The following is a 20,674-nucleotide window of genomic DNA, read 5'->3' on the forward strand; positions in this document are numbered from 1 at the left end:
CGCCGAGCGCCTGCTCGCGCAGCCGCTCGGCGTCGCGCGCGCGGATCTCGTCGGCCGAGGGCGGCGCGCCCCATTCGGCGGCGATGCGCGCCGTGGCCAGCAGCCGCTCGGCGATGCGCCGCCGGTTCGCGGGGACCAGGAGTATGGACTGCCCCTTGCGGCCGGCGCGTCCCGTGCGGCCGGAGCGGTGCAGCAGCGTCTCCCGGTCGCGCGGCAACTCGGCATGCACGACGAGGCCGAGGTCGGGCAGGTCGATGCCGCGTGCGGCGACGTCGGTCGCGACGCAGACCCGTGCGCGGCCGTCGCGCAGCGACTGGAGCGCCCGGTTCCGCTCCGCCTGGGTGAGCTCGCCGGACAGCGCCACTGCCTCGAAGCCGCGTTCCGTCAGGTTGCCGTGCAGCCGGGCGACGGCGGCGCGCGTCGCGCAGAAGACGATGGCGCGCGCGTCGTGCCAGCGCAGCAGGTTGACCAGCGCGCGCTCCTCCTCGCGCGGGGCGATGACGATAGCGCTGTATGTGATGTCGCGATGCGCGCCCTCGCCGGTCGCGGCGATGCGCAGCGCGTCGCGCTGGTAGCGCTTCGCCAGCGCCGCGATCTCCTTCGGGATGGTCGCGGAGAACAGCAGCGTGCGCCGCGTCTCCGGCGTCACGTCGAGGATCGCTTCCAGCTCGTCCCGGAAGCCCATGTCGAGCATCTCGTCGGCCTCGTCGAGCACCACGGCGCGCAAGGCGGCGAGGTCGAGGGCGCCGCGCTCCAGATGGTCGCGCAGCCGCCCCGGCGTGCCGACCACGATATGCGCGCCCATGTCGAGCTGGCGCCGCTCGGCGCGCATGTCGGTGCCGCCGACGCAGGCGATCACGCGGGCGCCCGCGCCGGCATAGAGCCAGCCGAGTTCCTCGCGCACCTGCAGCGCCAGCTCGCGCGTCGGCGCGATGGCGAGCGCGAGCGGCGTGCGCGCGGGGCCGAGCCGCGCGGCCTCGCCCAGCACCTCCGGCGCGAAGGCCAGGCCGAAGGCGACGGTCTTGCCGGAGCCGGTCTGGGCGGAGACGAGCAGGTCGCGGCCTGCGGTCTCGGGCGCCAGCACCGCCTCCTGCACCGGCGTCGGCTCGGCATAGCCGCGGGCGGCGAGCGCCTCGGCGAGCGGGGCGGGGAGGGTGGGGAAGGGCATCAGTTCACCCGGCCGAGCAGGCCACGCGCGATGATATGCGCCTGGATCTCCGCGGCACCTTCGAAGATGGAGAGGACCCGCGCATCGCAGAGCACGCGGCTGATCGGGTATTCCAGCGCATAGCCGTTGCCGCCATGCACCTGCAGCGCGGCGTCGGCATTGGCCCAGGCGACGCGCGCTGCGAGCAGCTTGGCCATGCCCGCCTCCACGTCGCAGCGCCGTCCGGCATCCTTCTCGCGCGCGGCGAAGTAGGTCAGCTGCCGGGCCAGCATCGTCTCGACGGCCATCATCACCAGCTTGTTCGACACGCGCGGGAAGCCGAGGATCGGCTTGCCGAACTGGATGCGGGTCTTCGCGTAGGACAAGCCGAGCGTCAGCGCGTTCTGCGCGACGCCGAGCGCGCGCGCCGCGGTCTGGATGCGCGCAGACTCGAAGGTCTCCATCAGCTGCCGGAAGCCCTGGCCCTCGACGCCGCCGAGCAGGCAGTCGGCCGGCACCTCGAAGCCCTCGAAGGCGATCTCGTATTCGCGCATGCCGCGATAGCCGAGGACGTGGATCTCGGAGCCCGACATGCCTGGCGCGGGGAACGGATCGTCGTCGGTGCCGCGCGGCTTGGGCGCGATCAGCATGGACAGGCCACGATGGCCGGGCGCGTCGCCGGTGCGGACCAGCAGCGTCATGACGTCGCTGCGGCTGCCATGGGTGATCCAGGTCTTTGCGCCATGGACGCGATAGACGTCGCCTTCGCGCACGGCGCGGGTGCGCAGGTTCGCCAGGTCGCTGCCGGTGTTGGGCTCCGTGAAGACGGCGGTCGGCAGGATCTCGCCGCTGGCGATGCCGGGCAGCCAGCGCGCCTTCTGCGCCTCCGTGCCGTTCAGCGCGATCAGTTCGCCGGCAATCTCGCTCCGGGTGCCGAGCGAGCCGACGCCGACATAGCCTTCCGACAGCATCTCCGACACCAGGCACATCGCGACCTTGCCGAGGCCCAGGCCACCGTGCGCCTCCGGGATCGTGACACCGAAGGTGCCGAGCTCGCCGAGCTTGGCGATCAGGTCGAGCGGGATGAGCGCGTTGGCGTCGTGCCAACCTTGCGCATGCGGCGTCACCTCGGCTGCGGTGAAGCGGCCGAACTGATCGCGCAGCAGCGCCATGTCAGGATCCGTCACGCCGACATCGCCGAAGCTCTCGGCCTGCAGCGCGGCATGCATGGCGACGCGTGCCTCGGCCAGCCGCGCGGGCTCCGCGAAGGGCGCGAAGGCCGCGCGCAGCGTCGCCTCGGCGGCCGGCGGCACGCCGAGATCGGCGGGGCGCGCCATCTCCACCTGGCTCATCGGGATGCCGCCCGCGAGCTGCGCGCCGTATTCGGCGAAGCCGAGGACGAGGATCGCGCGCTCGGTCGCACCAAGCCGCCCGGCGGCGTCGAGCCGCTCGCCCCAGCGCGCCGCCTGGCGCAGCGCCTCGACATAGGTGGCGGCCCAGGCGAGGCCATGCGCGCCGAGTTGCGCGGCTTCCAGCGCCGCCACGTCGAGCTTCCCGTCGCGCGACACCTCGCGCGACAGCGCGGCGCGCGCGGCATCCAGCATCGCTTCCGCGCCGGCCAGCGCCGCGCGGCATTCCCTCAGCAACTCGGTCATCACGAATCCCGTGGCAGAAGTCCCGCCGCGCGATAGGCGGCGATGGTGTCGTGCGGCAAGCCGAGCCTCTCGCGCAGCACGGCGTCCGTGTCGGCGCCGAGGCGTGGCGCGGGCCGCGGCGGCAGCGCCGGCTGCAGCGGCGAGGCGGGCGCGAGCAGGCGTCCCGCGCCGGGCTGCTCGATCTCGGCGAACATCGGATTGGCGGCGGAGCAGCGGGGATCCTCGCGGACCATCTGGCCGAAATCCTGGTAGGGGCCCCACAGCACGCCGCTCGCCTCGAAGGCGGCACGCACCTCCGGCAGGCTGCGCGCGGCGAACCAGGGCGCAAGCACGGCGCAGATCGCGTCGCGCGCAGCGTAGCGCCCGCCTTCGTCGCTCATGTCCACGCCCATCAGCGGCCCGATCATCTCGAGCTTCTCGGCGAGCCCCGTCGCCTTGCCAATCGCCCGCCACTGCCGGTTGGAGATCGCGGCGAGCATCACGCGCCGCCCGTCCTTGCATGAGAAGTCGCGCCCGAAGGCGCCGTACAGATGGTTGCCTAGCGGCGGGCGGACATGCCCGTTCACCTGCACATCGGCCAGGTAGCCGAGCGTTGCGACCGTCGCGTAGGCGACGTCGGAGAGCGCGAGCGTCACCTCGCCGCCGCGCCCTGTCCGCGTGCGGCGTCGTTCCGCGGCGAGAAGGCCGGTCGCGAGGTAGAGCCCGGCGGCGACGTCCCAGGCCGGCAGCACATGGTTCACCGGACGCTCGTCCTCGCCGGTCGCGACGGGAAAGCCGACGGCGGCATTCACCGTGTAGTCGATGGCGTTGCCGCCATCATGCGTGCCGGTCAGCCGCAGCATGATGAGGTCCGGGCGGCGGGCGGAGAGCGCGGCGTAGGACATCCAGCCCTCGGCGGAGGGCAGGTTGGTGAGCAGGATCCCGGCCTCGGCGATCAGCGCGGCGGCGATCTCGCGCCCTTCGGGCTTGTCGAGAGCGAGGCAGACCGAGCGCTTCCCCTTGTTCAGCCCGGCCCAGTAGAGGCTCGTGCCGGACGGGGCGAGCGGCCATCGGCCGATATCGATGTTGCCGCCGATCGGGTCGATGCGGATCACCTCGGCGCCGAGCTGGGCGAGGGTCATGCCGCCGATCGGGGCCGCGACGAAGGCGGAGACCTCGACGAGCCGAAGGCCGGCGAGCGGGGCGTCCTCTGGTGACATGGGCGTGTTGCGTCCGGCGGTTCCGGCGGGACAATAGGCGCGCAGGCCGGCGGGGGCGAGACTGGCCGGCGAGCGGGACGCGGAGGCGGCATGCGCGGACGGAATGCGACGGTCGAGGATGCCTTGGACGAGGCCCGCGACCTCTATGTGCGCCGCCGGCCCGAGAGCCTGGCGCGGCACCGCGCGGCCGCCGAGGTCATGCCCGGCGGCAACACGCGCAGCGTGCTGTTCCACGGGCCCTTCCCCTTCACCGCGCTGCGTGGCGAGGGCTGCCGCATTTTCGACGCGGACGGCCATGCCTATGTGAACATGGCGGGCGAATACACCGCCGGGCTGTTCGGCCATTCGCATCCGGCCATCCGGGCGGCCGTGATGCGCGCGCTGGATGGCGGCGTGAACCTCACGGCGCACAACGCGCTGGAGGCGGAGTTCGCGCGGCTCATCTGCACGCGCTTCCCATCCATCGAGCTTGTGCGCTTCACCAATTCCGGCACCGAGGCGAACCTGCTCGCGCTTGCCTGCGCGACCATCGCGACGGGGCGCGGGACGATCCTGGCCTTCGAGGGCGGGTATCACGGCAGCGTCCTAACCTTCCCGCCGGGCGCGCGGCCGGCGGTGAACGTGCCGCATCGCGTCGTGCTCGCGCCCTACAACGACCTGGCCGCGGCGCAGCGCGTCGCGCGCGGCGTGGCGGGCGAGCTTGCCGCGATCATCCTCGAGCCGATGCTGGGCAGCGGCGGCTGCGTGCCGGCGGAACAGGGTTTCCTCGAGGGGCTGCGGGCACTGGCGGACGAGACCGGCGCCGTACTGATCTTCGACGAGGTGATGACGAGCCGCCTTGCGCCGGGCGGGCTGCAGGAGGCGAGCGGCGTGCTGCCGGATCTCACGACGCTCGGGAAATATGTCGGCGGCGGGATGTCCTTCGGCGCCTTCGGCGGGCGCGCCGGGCTGATGGCGATGTTCGATCCGCGCCGCTCCGATGCCGTGCTGCATGCGGGCACCTTCAACAACAACACGCTCACCATGGCGGCCGGCATCGCGGCGCTCGGCGAGATCTACACGCCCGAGGTCGCGGTCGCGCACAATGCGCGCGGCGATGCGCTGCGTGAGGCGCTGAACGGCATCGCGGCGCGGCACGCCGTGCCGATCGTCGCCACGGGGCGGGGGAGCATGATGACGCTGCATGTGCTGCCGGCGGCGCCGCGCGATGCGGCGCAGGCGGCTGCGGGCCATGCGGGGCTGAAGGAGCTGCTGTTCCTCGACCTGCTGGAGCGCGGCTACTACATGGCGCGGCGCGGCATGGTCGCGTTGTCGCTCGTGCTCGGCGAGGAGGAACTCGAGGGGTTCCGCGACGCGGTGGACGAGGTGGTCGCGCTGCGCGCCCCGCTGCTGCGGGGCGCCTTCGGCTGACGGGGGCCGAAGCCCCCGCCGATCACTTCAGCGTCTGGATGAAGGCGATCAGGTCGTTGAGCTGCTGCTCGTTGCGGATGCCCGCGAAGGCCATCGAGCCCTGGGGGACGACGTCCTTCGGATTGGCGAGGTAGCGCCGGAGCGTCGCCTCGTTCCAGGTGAGGCCGCCCTCGGCCAGTTGGCGCATGTTGGCCGAGTAGCGGAAGCCCTCGACGGCGCCGGCCCGGCGGTCGAACACGCCCCAGAGGTTCGGGCCGACGCCGTTGCGCCCGCCTTCGTTGCGGGTGTGGCAGGCCACGCACTGGTTGAAGACGCGCTGCCCGGCGGCGGCGTCCTGCGCCTGCGCGACGGGCACCGACAGGCTGACCGCGGCGGCCGCGGCAAGCAGAAGGCGATGGATCACTGGCGTCGACTCCCGGCTGACTTACTGTGCCTAGGACCGGGAATAAGTGAAGGTTCCCGAAACGCCAAGGGGGCGGCCGGCTATTCCAGCCGGATGCCCAGTTCACGGATGATCGGCGTCCAGCGCTCCCGCGCCGCCGTGATGAAGGCGCCGAAGGCCTCCGGCGTGCCGCCCACCACATCGGCGGCCTGCACGCGGGCCAGGTTCTCCCGCAGTTCCGGCACCGCCAGCACCTGGTTGAAGACGGCGTTGGCGCGGGCGAGCAGGTCGGGCGTAATGCCGGCCGGCGCCACCACGCCGGTCCAGACCGCGACGTCGAAGCCGGGCACCGTCTCGGCGATGGCGGGCACCTCGGGCAGGGTTGCGACGCGACGCGCGGTGCTGACCGCGATCGGCCGCGCGCGTCCGTCCTGCAGGAAGGGCAGGGCGGAGGAGATCGAGGTGAAGGAGAGGTCGACGTCGCCGCGCACCAGCGCCGTCGCCGCCTCTGCGCCGCTGCGGTACGGCACATGCGTCATGCGCGTGTTCGTCAGGCGCTGGAAGTGCTCCATCATGAACTGCACGGCATTGCCGGCGCCGGGCGTGGAATAGGTGAGGCGGCCGGGCTCGGCGCGCGCCGCGGCGATCACCGCGGGCACGTCGCGGGCCGCGAAGCCGGGGCGCGCGACCAGCACGGTCGGGATGTTCACCGCGTGGACCACGGGCACGAAGGCCGTGCGCGGGTCGTAGGGCAGGGCCGCGAACATCTCGTGCCCGACGACGTTCGGCGCGAGATCGGCCAGCATGAAGGTGGAGCCGTCCGGCCGTTCCCGTGCGGCGAGCGCGCCGGCGATGGTGCCGCCGGCGCCGGGGCGGTTGTCAACCTGCAGGGCCTGGCCGTTGGCGAAGCGCGGGAAGTGCGTGGCCATGGCGCGCGCCACCACGTCGAAGGCCCCGCCGGGGGCGAAGGGGACGATCATGCGCACCGGCCGGTCCGGCCAGGCGGCCTGCGCGCGGGCGATGGCGGGCGCGGCCAGCATCAGGCCGAATCCCGCCAGGGCCCGGCGGGGCAGCATCGTGGTCATCGTGAAGGTCTCCCGGTCGCGGTGCGCCGCGTTCCGGCGTTCTCCCGCACCCCCCTTTGACGCAGCGCCGCGCGGCCGTCCAGCGGGATTGCGCGGCGGGACGCCTCGTGTAGCGTCGCGTGGATGACCGCCCCGTTGCTGGAGGTGCGCGGCCTCGTCCGGCGCTTCGGCGGGGTGGTGGCGCTGGACGGGCTGGACCTCGCGGTCCGGCGCGGCACCGTCACGGCGCTGATCGGCCCGAACGGCGCCGGGAAGTCCACCGCCTTCCAGTGCATCTCGGGCGTGATCCGGCCCGACGAAGGCCGCGTGACCTTCGACGGCCAGGACATCACCGGCGCGCGGCCCGATCGCGTGACGCGCGCGGGCCTGGTGCGGAGCTTCCAGATCGCGCGCGGCATTCCCCGCCTGACCGTTCTCGAGAACCTGCTGCTCTACGGCCAGGACCAGCCGGGCGAGGCGGTGGGGCGCGCGATCCTGGGCGGCGCGGCCGTGCGGCGGCGGGAGGAGGCGTTGCGCGCGAAGGCGGCGGAGGTCGCGGCGCGGCTCAACCTGACCCGCGTGCTGGACAACCTCGCCTCCGACCTGTCGGGCGGGCAGAAGAAGCTGATGGAGATCGGCCGCGCGCTGATGGCCTCGCCCAGGTTGCTGCTGCTCGACGAGCCGGTCGCCGGCGTGAACCCGACACTAGCGGCCGAGATCGCGCGGCACATCGCGCATCTGCGGGACGAGGGCATGACGGTGCTGGTGGTGGAGCACCACATGGATTTCGTCGCCTCGCTCTGCGACCCGGTGATCGTGATGGCGGAGGGCAAGCTGCTCGCGCAGGGCGCCTTCGAGGACGTCGCGAACGACGCCCGCGTGCAGGAGGCCTATATGGGCCGGCGGGCGCATGCCTGAGCTGCTCGAGGTCGAGGGCGTGGTCGGCGGCTACGGCGCGGCGGACGAGATCCTGAAGGGTATCAGCGTCGGCCTGCCGCATGGGCGCATGGCGGCGATCGTCGGGCCAAACGGCGCGGGCAAATCCACGCTGCTGAAGGCCATTGCAGGCATCCTGAAGCTGAAGGCCGGGACGATCCGGCTGGACGGTGCGGTGCTGAGCGGCCTGCCGCCGCGCGGCATCGCGCGGCTCGGTGTCGCCTTCGTGCCGCAGGAGGCGAACATCTTCCCCTCGCTGACGGTGCGCGAGAACCTGGAGATGGGTGGCTACCTCGAGCCCCGTGCGGCGGTCGTGCGACGCGTGGACGCCCTGATGGAGCGCTTCCCGGTGCTGGCCGAGAAGCGCCGCCGCGCAGCCCGGACGCTCTCGGGCGGGCAGCGGCAGATCCTGGCCATGGCGATGGCTTTGATGGTCGAGCCGAAGCTGCTGCTGCTCGACGAGCCCTCGGCCGGGCTCAGCCCCAAGGCGGCGGAGTTCCTGTTCGATTCCATCGCGGCGATCCATGCCGAGGGCACGGCGATCCTGATGGTCGAGCAGAATGCGCTGGAGGCGCTGTCCATCGCGGAGGAGGGGATCGTGCTGGTGGATGGCCGCGTCGCGCGGACCGGCCCGGCGCGAGAACTGGCCGCGGATCCGGAGGTGCGCCGCCTGTTCCTCGGCGGCTAGGCATGGCTAGAGTGGCAACGGGAAAGGGGAGAGAACCGAGATGACTGAGACCAGGATCGGTCGCCGCGCGGCGCTGTGGGGCGCGGCCGGCCTCACGACCTTCGCCATCGGCGGCAAGGCCTTCGGCCAGGGCGCGCCGGTGGTGTTCGGCGCCCTGCCGCCGCTGACCGGCGCCGGCGGCCCCTATGGCCCGGCGATGCTGCGGGCCATCCAGCAGGTGGTGGAGGAGGCGAACGCGGCCGGCGGCATCCGCGGCCGGCAGATCCGCGTCGTCGCGGAGGACGACCAGACCAACCCCGATGCGGGCGTGCGCGGCGCGCGCAAGCTGATCGACGTGGACCGCGTCTCCGCGCTGATGGGCACCTGGGCGAGCAGCGTGACGACCGCCGTCGCGCCGCTCTGCTGGGAGAACCGCATCCCGCTCTTCACCGTGTCGGGCGCGGATTCCATCACGCTGCTGCCGCATCAGGGCTTCATCTTCCGCACCCAGCCGAACTCGCGCCTGCAGATCGCGACGGGGGCGGACTTCCTGATCCGCCAGGGCGCGCGGCGCATCTTCCACCTGGCCGCGCAATCGCCTTTCGCGCAGTCCAGCCAGGACACGCTGGTCGAGAAGATGCGCGGCGTGCAGGGCGGGGCCGTGACCGGCTACATCGTCTATGAGCGCGACAAGACCGCCTTCCGATCGGAGGTGGACCAGATCATGCGCTCGCGCTCCGACACGGTGTTCCTGAACGGCTACCTGCCCGACGTGACGATCCTGCTGCGCGAGCTGTTCCGCGCCGGCTTCGACGGGCGGCGCTTCACGCCGGCCTATGCGGTGAACCAGAGCACCTTCCAGACGCTGCCGAACGACGTCACCAACGGCGTGATCACCTGGCAGCCGAGCCCGGACGTCGACTCCGGCGCCTTTCGCCGGCTGCAGACGCGGTTCGGGAATGTCGAGGTGGACCCCTATTCGGCGCAGACCAACGACCACGCGACGCTGGCGATCCTCGCCGCGGCCGCCGCCGGCGATGCGGGGGGTGTCGCGATCCGGGACAATGTCCGGCGCATCAGCGCCGGCGACGGCGAGCGCGTGGACAACGTCACCGACGGGCTGCGGGCCCTGGCGGCCGGCCGTGCCATCAACTTCGAAGGCGCCTCCGGCCCGGTGGATTTCGACGAGCGCGGCGACATCCGCGGCACGAAGTTCCGCTATGAACGCGCGAACAACGGGCGCTTCGAGCTGATGGAGCTCCGTTGATCCAGGATTGGAGGGACCTCGCCCAGGTCCTGCTGAACGGCCTGATGACGGGCAGCGTGCTGATGCTGCCCGCCATCGGTTTCAACGTCATCTTCGCCGTCCTGCGCTACCCCAACTTCGCCGTCGCGGGCTACGCGACGATCGGCGCCTTCGCCGGCTGGATCGCCAACACGCAATGGGGCCTGCCGGCGGGCACTGCGCTGCTCGCGGCCTTCCTTGCGGCCGGCGCCGCGGGGCTGCTGTGCGAGGAGGCGGCGCTCAAGCCGCTTCGACCCTCGGGCGCGCTGACCGTCGCCATCGCCTCCGTCGCGCTGACCATCCTGCTGGAGAACATCGTGCGGTTCTTCTTCGGGAACTCGCTGCGCGGCTACGACCTGCCGGTGCTGCGCGACTGGCGCTTCGACGGGATCCGGGTGAACCCGCAGCAGCTCGCGAATACCGGCTACGCGATCGCGGCCGCGTCGGCGCTCTTCGCGCTGCTCGCCTTCACGCGGCTGGGGCGGGCGATGCGCGCGGTGGCCGACAACCCGCAGCTGGCCGACATCAAGGGCGTGGACCCGGACCGCATCGCGCGCGTCGCGGTCTTCGTCGGCGCCGGGCTCGCCGGCTTCGGCGGCATGCTGATCGGGCTCGACACCTCGATCGACCCGCTGACAGGCTTCCGGGTCGTGCTTTCCGTCTTCGCGGCGGCGGTCGTGGGCGGGCTCGGATCGATCCCTGGCGCGGCGCTCGGCGCGATGGTGGTCGGCGTGGGCGAGGAGATGGCGAGCGTGCTGCTTGAGCCGGCCTACCGCACCGTCACCGCGTTCCTCGCCATCCTGCTCGTGCTGACGCTGCGGCCGGAAGGCCTCCTGGGGCGGCGTACGTGAGGGGGGGCGCCTGATGGAGAGCTACCTCGTCGCCATGCTGGTCTTTGCGGGGCTATATGCCCTGATGGCGCTCGGCCTCAACGTGATCTGGGGCCTGGCGGGCATGGTCAATCTCGGCCTCGTCGGCTTCTTCGCGGTCGGTGCCTATGCCTCGGCGCTGCTGACGACGAAGCAGTTCTGGCCGATGCCGCTCGGTTGGGCCGCGGGGGCGGCGGTCGCCGCGGCGGCCGGGGCGGTGATGGCGGTCATCGTCGCGCGGCTGCGCGGCGACTACCTCGCCATCGTCACCCTCGGCTTCGCCGAGGTGATCCGCCTGGTCGCCTCGAACGAGATCTGGCTGACCAACGGCACCGACGGCATCAGCGGCATCCCTGGGCCCTGGCGCGGCGCGGTGACGCCGCAGCAGTTCAACCTGATCTTCCTCGGCATCGTGTGGGCGGCCGTCGCGCTCGCCTTCCTGCTCTGCGCGCGCGTCTCCCATTCGCCCTTCGGGCGCGTGCTGCGTGCGGTGCGCGAGGACCAGGATGTCGCGGCCGTCGCCGGCAAGCCGGTGCTGTGGTTCAAGGTCCGCGCCTTCTGCCTCGGCGCCGCGGTGGTCGGCTTCGCGGGCGCGCTCTACGCGCACTACAACGCCTATATCGCGCCCGACGGCTTCGCGCCGCTGCTGACGATCTACATCGTCCTCGCGCTGACCGCGGGCGGCGTCGGCGCGATGCGCGGCGCGATCATCGGCGCGCTGGTCGTCGTGCTGCTGCTGGAAGGCACGCGCTTCCTCGCCCAGGCGATCCCGGGCGTGACCCCGGTGCAGAAGGCGGCGCTGCGCGAGTCCATCATCGCCCTCTCGCTCATCCTGCTGCTGCGATTCCGCCCGCAGGGCCTCATCCCCGAACGTACCCGAACCAAGGCAAGACCATGAGCCGACAGGATCCCGCGCCACACTACGCCGCCGTCGCCGCCGCCGCGCGCGAGGGCGGACAGCCCGACGCCCTCTTCGCAGCGCTCGACGCGGCGATGGGCCGCGCGATCGGGCACCGGCTCTTTACCATCCTCGTCGTGCATCCGGGCGCGCAGGAGAGCCAGCGCTACTATTCCAACATGCCGAAGGAATACCCGGTCGGCGGGCGCAAGCCGATCAACCAGACGCACTGGTTCCAGCGCGTGCTCGGCGCCGGCGAGCCCTATATCGGGCGCAGCTACGAGGACATCCGCGATGTCTTCTTCGACCATGAGCTGATCCGCAGCCTCGGCTGCGAGAGCGTGCTGAACGTGCCGGTGCGCTGGAACGGCACCAGCCTCGGCACCATCAACCTGCTGCACCACGCGAACTGGTACAACGAGGCCGACATCGCCCCGGCGCAGGTCTTTGCGGCGCTCGCCGCGCCCGGGCTGATGCAGGTGGTCGCGGGGGGTTAGCGCCCCCATCGCGCTGGACAGCTGCGCGCATGCCGAAATACTTAGGTCTGTAAGGAATTCAAGAAGCCAGGCGGAGGAACCCCATGTCGCGCTTCCCGACGCGCCTCGAGGACATCCTGGACGCGCCCACGCGGCGCGGCCTGCCGCTGCCGGTCAAGCATCCGCCGGCCGACATCGGCGCCTATATGCGCGGCGTCGACAATTTCTGCCGCGTGATGGCGATCCGCCCCGGCGACCATGTGGTGATGCTGACGGACCCGCTGCTCGACCCTCGCGTGATCCAGGCGGTCCAGGGGCTTGCGCGTGGGCGCGGCGCCACCTTCGCCAGCTACATGGGCGAAAGCACGCGCTATGTGACCGTGCCGGAGGAGGCGAAGGCGCTGCTCTCCCGCGCGACCTTCGTGGTCTCCACCTGGTTCGCCTCGGTGCTCGATCCCTACTGCATTGGGCTGCGGCGGAACCAGGGGCAGCGCTGGGTGAAGATCACCTTCTTCCGCGACCTCGACCTGCTGCACACGCCGCAGGCGCAGTTCCCGGTGGACCTGCTGGGCGAGATCATCCGCGCGACGGGTCGGCTGTTCCCGGAACAGGGCGACTTCACGCTGCGGCTGTCCGACCCGCGCGGTACCGACCTGCGCATCCCCTACACCGACGCGATGCTGCAGCACCTGCGCCGGCACAATCGCTGGCGCGGCCACAACGTCGCGGACGAGCCCGGCTGCTACGTGCACTACCTGCCGACGCATGGGCCCAACCTGTTCGAATACTCGATGGTCGGACTGAAGCCGGAGGACAAGGTCGGCATCCAGGGGACGGTCTGGGCGAACTGGGCCGTCGGCTTCGACAAGCCCTTCGAGAGCCCGGTCGGCGTCGAGTTCCGCGACGACGTGGTGCACGCCGTGCATGGCGAGGGCTTCGCGGCCGAGGTGCTGCGCGACTACCTGATCGGCGGCACGCTCGAGGAGCTCGGCTGCGGCCACAATCCGAAGGCGCCGCGCTTCGACATCTATCCGGCCGGCCCGAATTCGCCCGGCAGCCTCCATGTCGGCATCAACGCGCCGAAGCCGTCGGACTACCTCCGCCGCGTCATGCCGAACTGGGAGGAGCCGCACATCCACATGGACCTGGTGCTGTACGACGCGACGGTGACGGCCGGGAACCGGCCGCTGGTGGAGGATGGCTACCTGCTTTCGCTGCGAGACCCGCAGGTCCGGGCGATGGCGGAGACCTATGGCGACCCGGTGGATCTGCTGGAGTCCTGGCCGGTCTGAGCCGCCGCGCGGCGCGCCGCGAGAACCAAGCGGGAGGGAACGAAGATGCAGACGGAACGCGGGATGCGGCTCACGCGCCGCGGGCTTATGGCGGCCGGCCTTCTGGCGGCGGGCGGCGCCCGCGCGCAGGCCTGGCCGGACCGGCCGATCCGGCTGATCGTGCCCTTCCTGGCGGGCGGCGGCGGCGACACGCTGGCGCGGCTCGCGATCGGGCCCGCGCAGGCGCGGCTCGGACAGACCTTCGTGGTGGACAACCGCCCCGGCGCCGGCGGCAATGTGGGCGCCGAGGCGGCGGCGCGCGCGACGCCCGACGGCTACACGCTGTTCTACGGCACCAACGGCACGCATGCGATCAACGAGGCGCTCTATCCGCGCCTCGGCTTCCGCCCGCATGAGGATTTCATCCCAGTCGCTCCGCTGTCGCGCATCGTCCTCGTGGTGCTGGCGAAGCGCGACCTGCCGGTGGAGACGCTGCCGCAGTTGATCGCCTGGCTGAAGGCCAATCCGGGCCGCGCCACCTACGGCTCCGCCGGGAACGGCACCACCGGGCATATCGCGGCGGAGATGTTCCGCGTCGCGGCGGGCGTGGACATCGTCCACGTGCCCTATCGCGGCAACGCGGCGGCGATGACCGACTTGGCCGCGGGCCGGATCGACCTGGCGATCGAGCTGATCCCGGCCGCCTTCGCCGCCATGCAGAACGCGGCGGTGCGCACGCTCGCCGTGACCTCGGGCGCGCCGCTGCCGACGCATCCGAACCTGCCGACGGTCGCTTCCGTGCTGCCGGGCTTCGAGGTCAGCGCCTGGGACGGCATCTTCGCCCCCGCCGGCACGCCGGCGCCGATCGTTGCCCGACTCAGCGAGGCCTTCACCGAAGGGCTGCGTGACGAGGCAGTGGTCGCCGCGCTGCGGACGCGCGGCGCGGAACCCTCGCCGCCGATGACGCCGGCCGCCTTCGCGGCCTTCATCGCCTCCGAGCGCACGCGCTGGGGCGACGCGGTGCGGGCCTCCGGCGCACGGCTCGACTGAGCGGGGCGCGAGGAGCCCGACCGGCGGTCAGGACAGCGCGGGCTCCTTCTCGCGCTCCGCGATGATCTTCTTCCAGGCGGGACGCGCGTGGCAGGCCTCGATCCAGGCCTTCACGCGCGGAAAGCCTTCCAGCGCCTCGGGGGCGGGCAGGCAGTAGCGGACGCATTCGGCGAGCGCGATGTCGGCCACGGTGAAGCGCCCGCCGACCGGGTGGCCTGTCGCGGCCAGCGCGGCGTCCAGCACGGCGAAGGGCCGGCGCAGGGCGGCCACGGCTTCCGTCACCTTCGCCTCGTCGCGCTGCGCGGGCGGCAACTGCACGCGGTTGAACAGGATCTGGATGCTGCGCGGCTCGATCTCCGTCGCGGCATAGAGCGTCCACTGCGCGAACTTCGCGGACTCCACCAGGTCGTTGGTGCCGACCGGCGGCCCGTAGCGGCGCGCGAGATACAGATTGATGGCGAGCGATTCCGACAGCACGACGTCGCCGTCGCGCATCACCGGGATGGAGCCGGCCGGGTTCATCGCGAGGAACTCGGGCGAGCGCGTATTGAACGGCGCATCCGCCGGCAGCGGGTCGGGCAGCCGAAAAGCCTGGATGACCGGCACGACCCGATAGGGCAGCCCCATCTCCTCGAGCAGCCAGATGTTGCGCAGCGCGCGCGAGCGGTAGACGCCGAAGATTTCGATCACGCGGGTCACTCCAGGCCGAAGGGGTCGTCAACGGATTTGGCGGGCGGCGTGAGCCAGGCGGCGCCGGTCTCCGTCACCACGATGTGGTCCTCGAGCCGGATGCCGAACTCGCCATAGATGGCGATGGTCGGCTCGATGCTGCCGGTGTTGCCGGGCGCGAGCGGCTGGCGGTTGCCGCCGACGAAATAGGGCGCCTCGTGCACGTCGAGGCCGATGCCATGGCCGGTGCGGTGCGGCAGCCCCGGAACCTTGTAGCCCGGGCCGAAGCCGAAGGCGGTGACGACGCCGCGGCAGGCCTCGTCGATCGCGGCGCAGGGCGCGCCGGGCCGGGCGGCGGCGAAGCCCGCGGCCTGGGCGCGCTTCGTGAGGTCCCAGATCTCGCGCTGGCGCGGCGTGGGCTCGCCAAACACGTAGCTGCGCGTGATGTCGGAGACATAGCCGTGCAGGGGCGCGCCGACATCCACCAGCACCGTGTCGCCCTCCTGCAGCGTCTGCGGATAGGGCACGCCATGCGGATAGGCGGTGGGCTCGCCGAACAGCACGATCCCGAAGGCAGGGCCACCGTCGAAGCCGGCCTTGCGATGCGCGGCCGTCAGGAAGTCCATCACCTCGGTCGTCGTGATCCCCGGTCGCAGCGCGCGCGCGGCCGCCGCCTGGATCTCGAGCGTCATGGACATGGCCTGCCGGAGCAGCGCGACCTCGTGCTCGGTCTTGCGCTCGCGCAGGTGGGAGGTGACCGGGCCGGAGGCGACGAAGCGGTGGTTGGGCAGCGCGGCGCGCATCCCTTCGGCGACGAAGACGCGCGCGTGGTCGTCGAGCGCGACGGTCCCCCCGGCCACGTCCGCCTCGCGCAGGATCTCGGCGAAGAGCGCGTAGGGATCCTCGTCCTCCTCCCAGCCGCGCACCTCGCCGGGCATGGCGAGCATGGTGCGGATGCGTTCCACCTCGAAGGCGGGGGAGAGGTAGGTGAGGGGGCCGCGCGCCGGCAGGACCGCGCCCACCGGCCGTTCGCTCTGCCCGTGCTTCAGCCCGGTGAGCCAGGCGAGGTTGGTGGTGCCGTCGAGCCAGAGCGCGGCGAGGCCGAGTTCCTGCATGCGCGCCTGGGCGCGCTCCAGGCGGCGCGCATGTTCCTCGGTGGGGATGGGTGGCACCTCGTCGCGGCGGTTGCGGATGCCCGCCAGTTCCGTTGCGACGTCCGATCCGCCGACCCCGACCGTCATGCGCCCCTCCGGGTTGTTGCGCGCCCTGCATGCCACGCTTGGAGGGTCCGGTCACCTCGGCGCGGGGCGATCCTCGTTGATTCCTGGCTGGTCCATGAACATGATGTCACCCGAGGAGGCGCCCGGACGAGACGCCCCGCAGGGAGACGACGCATGGCCAGGATCCTCATCCGCAACGCGCAGGTGTTCGATGCGACCGGCAAGCCGCCCTATCCGGCGGACGTCCTGGTCGAGGGCAACCGCATCAAGGCGGTTGCGACCGACCGTGGGACCCTGGACGCGACCGGCGCGGAGGTGATCGACGGCGCGGGCATGACGCTCATGCCGGGCATGGTGGAGGGGCACAGCCACCCGACCTTCACCGGCGTCAGCCAGCCGGCCGAGCTCGGCGAGATCCCGCCCGAGGAGCATCTGCTGCTCTCGATCAAGAACACGCGGCTGATGCTGGACCATGGCTTCACCAGCCTGTTCGAGGCGGCGAGCGCGAAGCTGCGGCTCGGCGTCGTGATGCGCAACGCGATCAATGCGGGCGACTTCATCGGCCCGCGGATGCGCGCCGCGAGCCCGGAGATCACCGTGACGGCCGGCCTCGGCGACGAGCGGCGCGTGCACATCTACCGCGAGAGCTTCGCGCTGATCGCCGACGGGCCGGACGAGATCCGCAAGATGGCGCGGCTCTGCATGCGCGAAGGCGTGGACAATTTGAAGATCAACGTCTCGGGCGACGACTTCGTGACCAATGCACGCGCCGCCTGCACGCCGATGTCGCGCGCCGAGATCAACACCGCGGTCGAGGTGGCGCATGAGTTCGGCCGCATGGTGGTGGCGCACAGCCGCAGCGCCGAGAGCGTGAAGCGCTGCGTCGAGGCCGGGGTGGACTGCATCTACCATTGCGACCAGTCGGACGAGGAAGCGCTCGACATGCTCGAGCGCAACAAGCACAAGCACTACATCGGGCCGGCCTTCGGGCTGCTCTACAACCTGATCTACGAGCCGGAGAAGTCGGGCGTGCCGGCCGACTTCATCGAGCAGCGCGGCTTCCGCAAGGCCTTCGACGTGAGCTGCGAGACCTACCACCAGATGCGCAAGCGCGGCATCCGCGTGGTTATCGGCGGCGACTACGGCTTCGCCTTCACGCCGCAGGGCCAGAATGCGCGCGACATCCACCACTTCGTGCGCTTCTTCGGCTATTCCAACATCGAGGCGCTGCAATGCGCGACAGCCGTCGGCGCCGACCTGATGCAGATGAAGCACGAGCTTGGCCTGGTGAAGGAAGGCTACCTCGCCGACCTGCTGCTGGTGCGCGGCGACCCCACCAAGGACGTCACGCTGCTGCAGGACAAGGACAACCTCGCCATGGTTATGACCGACGGGCGGCTCTGGAAGGATCCGCGCAAGAACATCGCGCGCGAGCCGATCCCGCTGGCGGCCGAGTGATACCGACGGTCATTTGCAATGACCGTCGGCATCGCTTTCCCGCCCTCAATCGCCGGGCGCCGCCTCCGGCGGCTTGGCTCGCCGCACTTGCGGCGGCGCCCGTTCGGGCGCTCGGCCGGCCTCGCCGGCCGCAGGTCAATCACAGATGCCGCGGGTAGGGCTACCGCGATCGCCGCTCGCTGAGCGCGAGGACGATGCCGGCGCCGATCACGATGGCGGCGCCGGCCCAGGTGAGGCGATCGGGCCAGAGCCCGGTGATCGCCACGCCCATCAGCACCGCGCCGATGATCTGCCAGTACTGGAAGGGCGAGATCACGGCCGCCGGGCCGTAGGACAGGGCACGCGCGACGCAGTAATGGCCGGCCGTCGCCAGCACGCCGAGGCCGAGGAAGGCGAGCGCGTCGGCCAGGCTCGTCGGCGTGGTCCAGAAGAACGGCAGCAGCAGCGTCAGCAGCACGGCGCCGAGCAGGGCGCTCCAGAGAGTCGAGGTCTCGGCGCCGTCATGCGGCGCGACCTTGCGCGTCAGCACCTGGTAGAGCGCATAGACGCTGGCGCTGACCAGGATGAGCAGCGAGGCCGGCTGGAAGCCCTCGGCCCCCGGACGGATCACCACCAGCACGCCCAGGAAGGCCGCGGCGACGGTGAGCAGGCGCCGCAGCTTCGGCCGTTCGCCCAGCAGCGGCCAGGCGAGCAGTGCGACGATGAAGGGGGCGAGGAAGCCGATCGCCGCCGCCTTGGCGAGCGGCACCGTGGCGACGGCAATGAAGTAGAGGCTCGTGGAGGTCAGCTGGCAGAGCGACCGCGCGATCTGCAGCCCGGGTCGCCGCGTCGCGAAGACGGTGAGCCCCGCCGCCGGCAGCATGATGGCGAGCATCAGCAGGAACTGGCCGGTGATGCGGGCCCAGATGATCTGCTCGGACGGGTAGCGGGGCGAGAGCCACTGAACCAGCCCGTTCATCACCGGGAACAGGCTGGACGCCAGCACCATGAAGGCGACGCCGAGAAGGATGCGCGGCTGCGCGGGTGTGGTCATCGTGGTCCCGGGCGAGGATGGCCCCCGCCCGGGCGCGGCACAAGTCAGGGCATCAGGACGAGGGAGCCCGTGGTGCGGCGACCTTCGAGGTCGCGATGCGCCTGCGCGGCATCCTTCAGCGCGTATTCGCGCGGCGTCTCGATCTTCACGATGCCCTTCGACACGACGTCGATGAGGTCGCCCGCGATGCGGAGCAGGTCGGGGCGCGCCGCGGTGTAGTGGAACAGCACGGGACGCGAGATGGAAGCCGACTTCGCCGAGAGGATCGAGAGGTTGATCGGCGCGATCGGGCCGCTCGCCTGGCCGTAGCAGACGAGCCTGCCGCACATCGAAAGCGCCTCGAGCGAGCCGTCGAAGGTGTCGCGGCCGATGCCGTCATAGATCACCCGCGCGCCCTTGCCGCCGGTCAACTCCTTCACGCGGGCGGCGAAGTTCTCCCGCGTGTAGACGATGGGGTGGTCGCAGCCATGGGCGCGGGCCAGTGCGGCCTTGTCGTCCGACCCGACCGTGCCGATCACCGTGCAGCCGAGATGCTTCGCCCATTGGCAGAGCAGCAGCCCAACGCCGCCGGCGGCCGCATGCACCAGCACCGTGTCGCCGGCGCGCACGGGCGCAGTGTCCTTCAGCAGGTACTGCGCCGTCATGCCCTTCAGCATCATGGCAGCAGCGGTCGTGTCGGAGATGCCGGCCGGGATCTTCACCATCTGCGCCGCCGGCACCACGCGCCGCTCCGCATAGGCGCCGGTCGGCGGGCACGCGTAGGCGACGCGGTCGCCGGGCGCGAGATCGGTCACGCCGGGTCCCACCGCCTCGACCACACCGGCGCCTTCCATGCCGATGATCGCGGGCATGGCGGGCAGCGGGTAGAGGCCGGTGCGGTGATAGACATCGATGTAGTTCACGCCGATGGCGGTGTGGCGGATCACCGCCTGACCGTCGCCCGGCGCCGGGACCTCGACCTGCTCCCAGACGAAGCCCTCGGGCCCGCCCGGGGCATGGATGCGGATGGCGTGGGTCATGTCAGGCCTTCTTCAGCAGGGCGGCGACGCCGTCGAAGGCCTTCAGATAGACGTCGTTGGTCGCGAAGGGAATCATGTTGAGGTCGTCCTGCGCCGCGGCGAGCCAGTCGCCCGTCCAGCAGCCGAAGCAGCGGTCGCCATCCGTCACGCGCCACAGCCGCGGGCCGGAGATGTAGTGCATCCACGGGATGTCGCATTTGGTGATGCAGTAGGAGAAGCTCATCTCGATGTCGTCGAGGTGCAGCAGCTTCTCGTGCAGGTGGCCCTCGCCGAACATGAAGTCGCGGGTGCCGGAGACCTTGTCGCTGCGCACGCCGCCGATCATGTGCATCTTCGTGATGGCGTCGTGCCAGCCGCCCATGCCGGCGAAGTCGCGGATGACGCCCCAGACGGAGGAGGCCGGCGCGTCGATCACCGTGCTGCACCAGACCTTGTTCGGCGGGAAGCCGGCCCAGCGCTTCGCCCCGGCGGGCGGCGCCTTGCCGACAAGCGCCTTCTTCAGCGCATCCCAGCCGCCCTGGAAGACGCCCTTGGAGACGATCTCGACATACTTGCCTTCATCCTCGGGCGCCTCGTCGAAAGTCGCTTCCCACTCCGCGAAGGTCTTGTCCTCACGCGTGACGGGCAGCAGGCGGATGCGCGCGACATAGTTCTTCACCGGGAAGGCCGGCGTCTCGAAATTGTAGGAGAAGCTGGTGGTGCGGTCGTCGAGGTGCAGCAGTCGCTCGCGCACCATGGTGCCGTCCTGCAGCCAGAAGCGCCGGACGCAGCCGACGACGTCGGAATCGAGCCCATCCTCGATCTCCGACTTGGCGATGGCCGGATGCCAGGAGGGCAGGCCGTTGAAGTCGCGGATCGTCGCCCAGACGGTCTCGATCGGGGCGTCGAGGATGGTGGAGGCGTAGGCGCGGGCCATGTCACGAACCTTTGGTTGGGCGGGCCGATTCAGACCTTCGGGCCTGCGGC

20 protein-coding genes are annotated in these 20,674 nt (G+C 71.4%); 10 read left to right on the plus strand and 10 right to left on the minus strand.

The features are described 5' to 3' along the window. The 3 genes from L2I40_RS02590 to L2I40_RS02600 all read right to left on the minus strand — a co-directional run. Positions 1-1,168, minus strand: a 1,168-nt coding sequence (locus L2I40_RS02590; RefSeq protein ID WP_237213299.1) for a DEAD/DEAH box helicase, incomplete at its 3' end; no start/stop codon positions are given. Continuing rightward, positions 1,168-2,802, minus strand: coding sequence for an acyl-CoA dehydrogenase family protein (locus L2I40_RS02595; protein ID WP_237213300.1), 1,635 nt, complete (start codon positions 2,800-2,802; stop codon positions 1,168-1,170). The genes L2I40_RS02590 and L2I40_RS02595, both read right to left, overlap by 1 nt. Beyond that, entirely contained in the window at positions 2,802-4,001 is a 1,200-nt protein-coding gene (locus L2I40_RS02600) for a CoA transferase (RefSeq protein ID WP_237213301.1), read from the minus strand. Before L2I40_RS02600 ends, L2I40_RS02595 begins: the two co-directional genes overlap by 1 nt. Before the next feature lie 90 nt (positions 4,002-4,091). On the opposite strand from L2I40_RS02600, the gene L2I40_RS02605 reads away from it, so the two are divergent. Then, the gene (locus L2I40_RS02605) at positions 4,092-5,411 is read left to right on the plus strand and encodes an aspartate aminotransferase family protein (RefSeq protein ID WP_237213302.1); all 1,320 of its coding nucleotides are present in this window, start codon (positions 4,092-4,094) and stop codon (positions 5,409-5,411) included. Positions 5,412-5,433: 22 nt separating this feature from the next. On the opposite strand, the gene L2I40_RS02610 is transcribed toward L2I40_RS02605, so the two are convergent. Beyond that, positions 5,434-5,814 (minus strand): c-type cytochrome, encoded by a 381-nt coding sequence (locus L2I40_RS02610; protein WP_237213303.1) that lies wholly within the window; start codon positions 5,812-5,814, stop codon positions 5,434-5,436. An 80-nt stretch (positions 5,815-5,894) separates the two neighbouring features. Next, positions 5,895-6,878 carry a Bug family tripartite tricarboxylate transporter substrate binding protein gene (locus L2I40_RS02615; RefSeq protein WP_237213304.1) on the minus strand — a complete coding sequence of 328 codons (984 nt, stop codon included), beginning with the start codon at positions 6,876-6,878 and terminating at the stop codon, positions 5,895-5,897. Positions 6,879-7,001: 123 nt separating this feature from the next. Between L2I40_RS02615 and L2I40_RS02620 the strand changes: the two genes are divergently transcribed. From L2I40_RS02620 to L2I40_RS02655, 8 genes are all read left to right on the plus strand, one after another. Next, positions 7,002-7,775 (plus strand): ABC transporter ATP-binding protein, encoded by a 774-nt coding sequence (locus L2I40_RS02620; RefSeq protein ID WP_237213305.1) that lies wholly within the window; start codon positions 7,002-7,004, stop codon positions 7,773-7,775. Further along, positions 7,768-8,481 (plus strand): ABC transporter ATP-binding protein, encoded by a 714-nt coding sequence (locus L2I40_RS02625; RefSeq protein ID WP_237213306.1) that lies wholly within the window; start codon positions 7,768-7,770, stop codon positions 8,479-8,481. The genes L2I40_RS02620 and L2I40_RS02625 overlap by 8 nt, the downstream gene beginning before the upstream one ends. 40 nt (positions 8,482-8,521) lie before the next feature. Next, positions 8,522-9,727 carry an ABC transporter substrate-binding protein gene (locus tag L2I40_RS02630; protein ID WP_237213307.1) on the plus strand — a complete coding sequence of 402 codons (1,206 nt, stop codon included), beginning with the start codon at positions 8,522-8,524 and terminating at the stop codon, positions 9,725-9,727. Beyond that, positions 9,724-10,596: a branched-chain amino acid ABC transporter permease gene (locus L2I40_RS02635; protein ID WP_237213308.1), complete on the plus strand. Its 873-nt coding sequence runs from the start codon at positions 9,724-9,726 to the stop codon at positions 10,594-10,596. Before L2I40_RS02630 ends, L2I40_RS02635 begins: the two co-directional genes overlap by 4 nt. Positions 10,597-10,609: 13 nt before the next feature. Next, positions 10,610-11,512 (plus strand): branched-chain amino acid ABC transporter permease, encoded by a 903-nt coding sequence (locus tag L2I40_RS02640; protein WP_237213309.1) that lies wholly within the window; start codon positions 10,610-10,612, stop codon positions 11,510-11,512. Further along, a complete protein-coding gene (locus L2I40_RS02645; protein WP_237213310.1) occupies positions 11,509-12,009 on the plus strand; it encodes a GAF domain-containing protein in 501 nt (166 codons plus the stop codon). The genes L2I40_RS02640 and L2I40_RS02645 overlap by 4 nt, the downstream gene beginning before the upstream one ends. Positions 12,010-12,092: 83 nt before the next feature. After that, the gene (locus L2I40_RS02650; RefSeq protein ID WP_237213311.1) at positions 12,093-13,280 is read left to right on the plus strand and encodes a hypothetical protein; all 1,188 of its coding nucleotides are present in this window, start codon (positions 12,093-12,095) and stop codon (positions 13,278-13,280) included. A 45-nt stretch (positions 13,281-13,325) separates the two neighbouring features. Beyond that, positions 13,326-14,309 carry a Bug family tripartite tricarboxylate transporter substrate binding protein gene (locus L2I40_RS02655; protein WP_237213312.1) on the plus strand — a complete coding sequence of 328 codons (984 nt, stop codon included), beginning with the start codon at positions 13,326-13,328 and terminating at the stop codon, positions 14,307-14,309. 27 nt (positions 14,310-14,336) lie between these two features. Here L2I40_RS02655 and L2I40_RS02660 read toward each other — a convergent pair whose 3' ends face one another. Both L2I40_RS02660 and L2I40_RS02665 read right to left on the minus strand, forming a co-directional pair. Then, on the minus strand, positions 14,337-14,999 hold the full coding sequence (locus L2I40_RS02660; RefSeq protein WP_237213313.1) for a glutathione S-transferase family protein: 663 nt from the start codon (positions 14,997-14,999) through the stop codon (positions 14,337-14,339). 5 nt (positions 15,000-15,004) lie between these two features. Next, entirely contained in the window at positions 15,005-16,219 is a 1,215-nt protein-coding gene (locus L2I40_RS02665; protein WP_237213314.1) for a M24 family metallopeptidase, read from the minus strand. A gap of 153 nt (positions 16,220-16,372) precedes the next feature. Here L2I40_RS02665 and L2I40_RS02670 point away from each other — a divergent pair, with 153 nt between their 5' ends. Next, on the plus strand, positions 16,373-17,656 hold the full coding sequence (locus L2I40_RS02670) for a metal-dependent hydrolase family protein (protein WP_237213315.1): 1,284 nt from the start codon (positions 16,373-16,375) through the stop codon (positions 17,654-17,656). 160 nt (positions 17,657-17,816) lie between these two features. On the opposite strand, the gene L2I40_RS02675 is transcribed toward L2I40_RS02670, so the two are convergent. The 3 genes from L2I40_RS02675 to L2I40_RS02685 are packed head-to-tail and all read right to left on the minus strand — an operon-like array spanning position 17,817 to position 20,624. After that, positions 17,817-18,689: a DMT family transporter gene (locus tag L2I40_RS02675; RefSeq protein WP_237213316.1), complete on the minus strand. Its 873-nt coding sequence runs from the start codon at positions 18,687-18,689 to the stop codon at positions 17,817-17,819. Positions 18,690-18,733: 44 nt separating this feature from the next. Then, a complete protein-coding gene (locus tag L2I40_RS02680) occupies positions 18,734-19,708 on the minus strand; it encodes a quinone oxidoreductase family protein (protein ID WP_237213317.1) in 975 nt (324 codons plus the stop codon). Position 19,709: 1 nt separating this feature from the next. Then, positions 19,710-20,624, minus strand: coding sequence for an SRPBCC family protein (locus L2I40_RS02685; protein ID WP_237213318.1), 915 nt, complete (start codon positions 20,622-20,624; stop codon positions 19,710-19,712). Positions 20,625-20,674 lie beyond the last annotated feature (50 nt).

It is taken from the genome of Falsiroseomonas oryziterrae (genome assembly GCF_021864505.1).
GTDB lineage: Bacteria > Pseudomonadota > Alphaproteobacteria > Acetobacterales > Acetobacteraceae > Falsiroseomonas > Falsiroseomonas oryziterrae.